This is a genomic window from Variovorax sp. P4_D9 (assembly GCF_056401695.1).
The window spans coordinates 1-4,943 of sequence record NZ_JBFUIU010000663.1 but is presented as its reverse complement, the minus strand read 5'-3'; the positions used below and the strand labels follow the sequence as shown (position 1 = coordinate 4,943).

The window sequence follows — 4,943 nt, the reverse complement described above, 5'->3', positions numbered from 1 at the left end:
GAACAAGGACATCGCTGCCGAGGTCGATTTGGACCGACGCCAGGTGGCCTTGTGGCGCCAGCGCTTCCTGGACGGCGGGGTTGAGGCCCTGATGCACGATGCGCCGCGCCCCGGGCGCACCCCCAGCGTGACCGCCGAGCTTGAATCGAGCATCGTGGACAAGACGCTTCACGAAAAGCCCATTGCTGCCACGCACTGGAKCACGCGCACGCTGGCCGCGCAGCTCGGCGTAGGGCCGACGACGATTCGCCGGGTGTGGAAGCGCAACGGCCTGAAGCCGCATCGCCAGAGCAGCTTCAAGCTCTCGCGCGACCCGCGCTTCGCGGAAAAGTTGTTGGACGTTGTGGGGCTGTACCTGAACCCACCCGAGCGCGCCCTGGTGCTCAGCTGCGACGAAAAAAGTCAGATTCAGGCGCTCAACCGCACCCAGCCGGGCTTGCCGATGAAGAAAGGCCGCGCMGGCACCGTCACYCACGATTACAAGCGCCATGGCACGACCACGCTGTTCGCGGCGTTGAACACCCTGGACGGCACCGTGATTTCCATGTGTCAGCCGCAGCACCGGCACGCGGAATGGCTGAAGTTCCTGCGCCTGATCCAGCGCAAGACGCCCAAGCACCTGCACTTGCACCTGATCGTGGACAACTACGGCACGCACACCCACCCGGAGGTTCAAGCCTGGCTCGCCAAGCACCCACGCTTCGTCATGCACTTCACGCCCACCAGCGCGTCCTGGCTGAACATGGTCGAGCGCTTCTTCCGCGACATCTCGGAAAACCGCATCCGGCGCGACAGCTTCACCAGCGTGCCCGAACTGGAACTGGCCATCGATCTGTACGTGGCCCACCACAACGCCAACCCCAAGCCGTTCATCTGGACTGCGAGGGCGACTGACATCCTGGCAAAGGTCACGCGAGCCAAGGCTGCGCTGGCAAGGGTCAAATAATAAGTACATATTTTAGTGTCGCACTACACTAGCGACGGACGTCGCAACCGGGCTCGAAACCGCAGCTCGTTGCGTCGCTTTCTGTCCGTGTCCCGACGTCGGTCGCGCAACGGCGGCTTTCGCCAGCTTGATCATCTGAAAGAGCTCTTCACCTTCGATGAGCTCGATGTGGCAATTACGAGCAAATGCCCTACTCTCTGCCGTGAACCGACCCGACGTGACCACGTACCCGCCGTCGGCCCTCTCCGCAGTCATCACGCCGAAGTGCTCACGAACCACTGCAACGCCCACCTTGGAAGAGCGCCACTGCTTGCACTGAACCAGATGCTTCTTACCGTCTCGACGCAGCACCAGATCAATGCCGCGATCAGCGCCTCGGCCGGCGAATTCTTCGATTCGGAAACCCCTGAGACGGAAGGCCTCGCCCACGAGCATTTCAAACTCTTGCCAGGTCATTCCCTCAAGAACATCTGCGCTGTCGGCGGCCGCCACCCTATTGCCCAGACCCTTTCCTCTGCCATCGACGGAAAGCTGAGAGAGCGGCACCGGCCAGGCACAGACCCGGGACCAGATATTGACCACCGTGGCCAGTCCTTTGAACATAGCCGCGGTGGCCATGGTCCTTGAGTCTGATCCAATGGGCGCTACCGCGTACTTGTGCAGAAGCCACCAGGTGACGAGTGCGAGCACGGCACCAACCCACCATGGAAACAGCGCCACCACATCGACGACCTCGTCTGCGCCTCCTGACCTCTTTCGTCCCGGACATGGCGCACGGCCATGATCGCAACGCCTCAATGCAGCTTGACGTGCGGTTCGGTGCGCCGCGTGATGAGGCGCGCGAGCGTGTCGAGCGAGACCTTGACGACGCCGTGCAGCGCCAGCTCGTGCATCTTGTAGAGCGACATGTATATGAGCCGGGCGAACAGCCCTTCGATCATCAGGCTGCCGCCGATCAGGCCGCCCATCATGTTGCCCACGGTGCTGAACTCGCCGAGCGACACGAGCGAGCCGAAGTCGCGGTAGCGGTAGGGCTTGAGGGCCTTTCCCGCCAGGCGCCGGCGGATCTGCGCCGCGACGTGCGAAGCCTGCTGGTGCGCTGCCTGCGCGCGCGGCGGCACCAGGCCGCCCTTGCCGCCGTTGGCCTGCGGCCAGTCGCAGGCGGCGCAGTCGCCGATGGCGAAGATGTCGGCATCGCGCGTGGTCTGCAAGGTCGGCAGCACCACGAGCTGGTTGCCGCGGTTGGTCTCCAGTCCCGCGATGTCTTTCATGAAATCCGCCGCCTTCACGCCCGCGGCCCACACCACCAGCTCGGCCGGCAGCGTGCGCCCGTCGGCCAGGCGCACGCCCTCGGGCAGCACCTCGGCCACCTTGGCGGAGGTGTGCACGTCCACGCCCAGCTCGCGCAGGAGCGCCTCGGTGGCGGCCGACAAGCGCGGCGGCAGCGCGGGCAGCACGCGGCCGGCGGCCTCGATCACGCTGACCTGGATGTCCTTCTCGGCGTCCACGCGGTCAAGCCCGTAGGCCACGACCTCGCGCGTGGTGCGATGCAGCTCGGCCGCCAGCTCCACGCCCGTGGCGCCCGCACCGATGATCGCCACGTGCAGCTGCTCGGGCCGCAGCGGCGTGGTTTGCGCATGCGCGCGGATGCAGGCGTTGACCATGCGCTGGTGGAAGCGCTGGGCGTCCGCCTTCGACTCGAGCCGCAACGCATGCTCGCGCACGCCGGGCGTGCCGAAGTCGTTGCTGAGGCTGCCGATGGCGACCACCAGCGTGTCGTAGCCGAAGGCGCGCGCCGGCGTGACCAGCCGGCCCTCGTCGTCCAGGTAGGGCGCGACATGCACTTCGCGCTGCTCGCGGTCGATGCCGGTCAGCTCGCCGAGCCGGAAGCGGAAGCGGTGCCAGTGCGCCTGCGCGAGGTAATCGACCTCGTGCGCGCTCATGTCCATGCTGCCCGACGCGATCTCGTGCAGCTTGGGCTTCCACACGTGAGTGCGGTGCTTGTCGATCAGCGTGATCTCCGCCATGCCGCGCTTGCCCAGCGTGTCGCCGAGATGCGTGGCCAGCTCCAGACCGCCCGCACCGCCGCCCACGATGACGACTCGGTGCTTGGACAAAGGGCTGTTCATGGTTGGCTGCTCGTACAGGGCGCTTCAGCGCGGTTGGGCCACGATGACCGATCAGTTCGCCGGGCACGGCCACTTCGTTGGAGGACCACCAGCATTCCAGGCTGGGACCGTGCGCTGCTACAGCTGCCCCTGACACAGGTACTTGATGTGCAGATAATCATCGAGGCCGTGCACCGAGCCCTCGCGTCCGTAGCCTGAGGCCTTCACGCCGCCGAAGGGCGCAGCCTCGGCGGCCAGCGCGCCCTCGTTGACGCCGACGATGCCTGTCTCCAGCGCCTCGGCCACTCGCCAGACCCGGCGGACATCGGTCGAGTAGAAGTACGCCGCTAGTCCGAAGGGCGTGTCGTTGGCCGCCGCGATCACCTCGGCTTCGCTGTCGAAGCGCGTGATCGGCACCACCGGGCCGAAGGTTTCCTCGCAGCTGCAGGCCATTGTGGCGTCGGCGTTCTCCAGATCGACAAGACGCCTTCCGCCGGTGAGCACTTTGGCGCCCCTTGCGATCGCGTCCTGCACATGGCGCTCGATCTTCTCGACCGCGCGCGCATTGATCATCGGACCGATCTGCGAGCCCGGGTCGCTCGCCGGGCCCACCTTGAGTGCGCCTACGCGCCCGGCCAGCTTGTCGGCGAAGGCGTCATGCAGGCGCTCGTGCACGAACACGCGGTTCGGGGACACGCAGGTCTGCCCGCCGTTGCGGAACTTGGCCGCCATCAGGCCTTCGACGGCAGCATCGATGTCTGCGTCCTCGAACACGATGAAGGGCGCGTTCCCGCCGAGCTCGAGCGACAGCTTCTTCAGCGTGTCGGCCGAGCGGCGCGCCAGGTGCTGGCCCACCGGCGTGGAGCCGGTGAAGCTGATCTTGCGCACGCGCGCATCGGCCAGCCACACATCCACCACCTCGGGCGTGCGTTCGCGCGAGGCGGTGACGATGTTGATGACCCCCGACGGCACCCCGGCCTCCTGGGCCAGCTTGACCAGGGCCAGCGATGTCAGCGGCGTGTCCTCGGCCGGCTTGCACACCACGGTGCATCCGGCCGCGAGCGCCGGCGCGATCTTGCGCGCGATCATGGCCGCCGGGAAGTTCCACGGCGTGATGGTGGCGACCACGCCCACCAGCTCCTTCAGCGCGAACATGCGCCGTCCCGGCACCGGCGAGGGAATCACGTCGCCATTGGCGCGCGTGGCTTCCTCGGCAAACCACTCGATGTAGCTGGCGGCATAGGCCACCTCGCCCCGGCCCTCGGCCAGCGGCTTGCCCTGTTCGCGCGAGATCAGCCGACCGAGATCCTCCTGATGCGCCATCACCAGCTCGTTCCAGCGTTTGATGATCTGAGCGCGCTGCTTGGCAGGCACGGCGCGCCATGCCGGGAAGGCGGCGTGCGCGGCATCGACCGCGGCGCGCGCGTCGGCGGCCGTGCCGTCGGGCACGCTGGCGAAGACGGCGTCGGTGGCGGGGTCGGAGACGTCGAGGCGGCGCGTGTCGCTCGCCTCGCGCCAGTCGGCGCCGATSAGCTGSMGKCCGGGCATCAGGTCCWGGCGTTCGAGRGTCAGTGTCATGGTGTTTKTCATGGACGGTTTCAGKCTGCRGCSACGCGCTCGGCGATYGCSATGCCSAKYTCGGTRGTSGAKGCCGTGCCGCMGAGGTCGCGCGKGCGCGGCCCTTCGCGCAGCACCGCCTCGATCGCGCCSAGGATCGCRTCGTGCGCGGCGCGSCCSGCGCCCTGGCCCTGCGTGAGGAAGTCCAGCATCAGCGCRCCCGACCAGATCATGGCGATGGGRTTGGCGATGTTCTGGCCGTAGATGTCCGGCGYCGAGCCGTGCACGGGCTCGAACAGCGACGGGAACTTGCGGTCCGGGTTGAGATTGGC

5 protein-coding genes are annotated in these 4,943 nt (G+C 67.1%); 1 reads left to right on the top strand and 4 read right to left on the bottom strand.

Annotation, left to right across the window (positions count from 1 at the left end; translation table 11 throughout):
* On the top strand, positions 1–946 hold a 946-nt coding region (locus tag AC1DY5_RS42005), incomplete at its 5' end, for an IS630 family transposase (protein ID WP_478120350.1).
* Positions 947–958: 12 nt separating this feature from the next.
* On the opposite strand, the gene AC1DY5_RS42000 is transcribed toward AC1DY5_RS42005, so the two are convergent.
* The 4 genes from AC1DY5_RS42000 to AC1DY5_RS41985 form a co-directional block, all read right to left on the bottom strand.
* Positions 959–1,669: a restriction endonuclease gene (locus AC1DY5_RS42000; protein ID WP_478120349.1), complete on the bottom strand. Its 711-nt coding sequence runs from the start codon at positions 1,667–1,669 to the stop codon at positions 959–961.
* Positions 1,670–1,740: 71 nt separating this feature from the next.
* Positions 1,741–3,075 (bottom strand): NAD(P)/FAD-dependent oxidoreductase, encoded by a 1,335-nt coding sequence (locus tag AC1DY5_RS41995; RefSeq protein ID WP_478120348.1) that lies wholly within the window; start codon positions 3,073–3,075, stop codon positions 1,741–1,743.
* Between the two features lie 117 nt (positions 3,076–3,192).
* On the bottom strand, positions 3,193–4,632 hold the full coding sequence (locus AC1DY5_RS41990) for an NAD-dependent succinate-semialdehyde dehydrogenase (RefSeq protein WP_478120347.1): 1,440 nt from the start codon (positions 4,630–4,632) through the stop codon (positions 3,193–3,195).
* Positions 4,633–4,652: 20 nt separating this feature from the next.
* A partial coding sequence (locus tag AC1DY5_RS41985; protein WP_478120346.1) for an isocitrate/isopropylmalate family dehydrogenase occupies positions 4,653–4,943 on the bottom strand: 291 nt, incomplete at its 5' end.

What these genes read in the sequence shown, in the direction of transcription:
- AC1DY5_RS41995 (WP_478120348.1), bottom strand. Translation starts at nt 3,075, where the DNA reads ATGAACAGCCCTTTGTCCAAGCACCGAGTCGTCATCGTGGGCGGCGGT.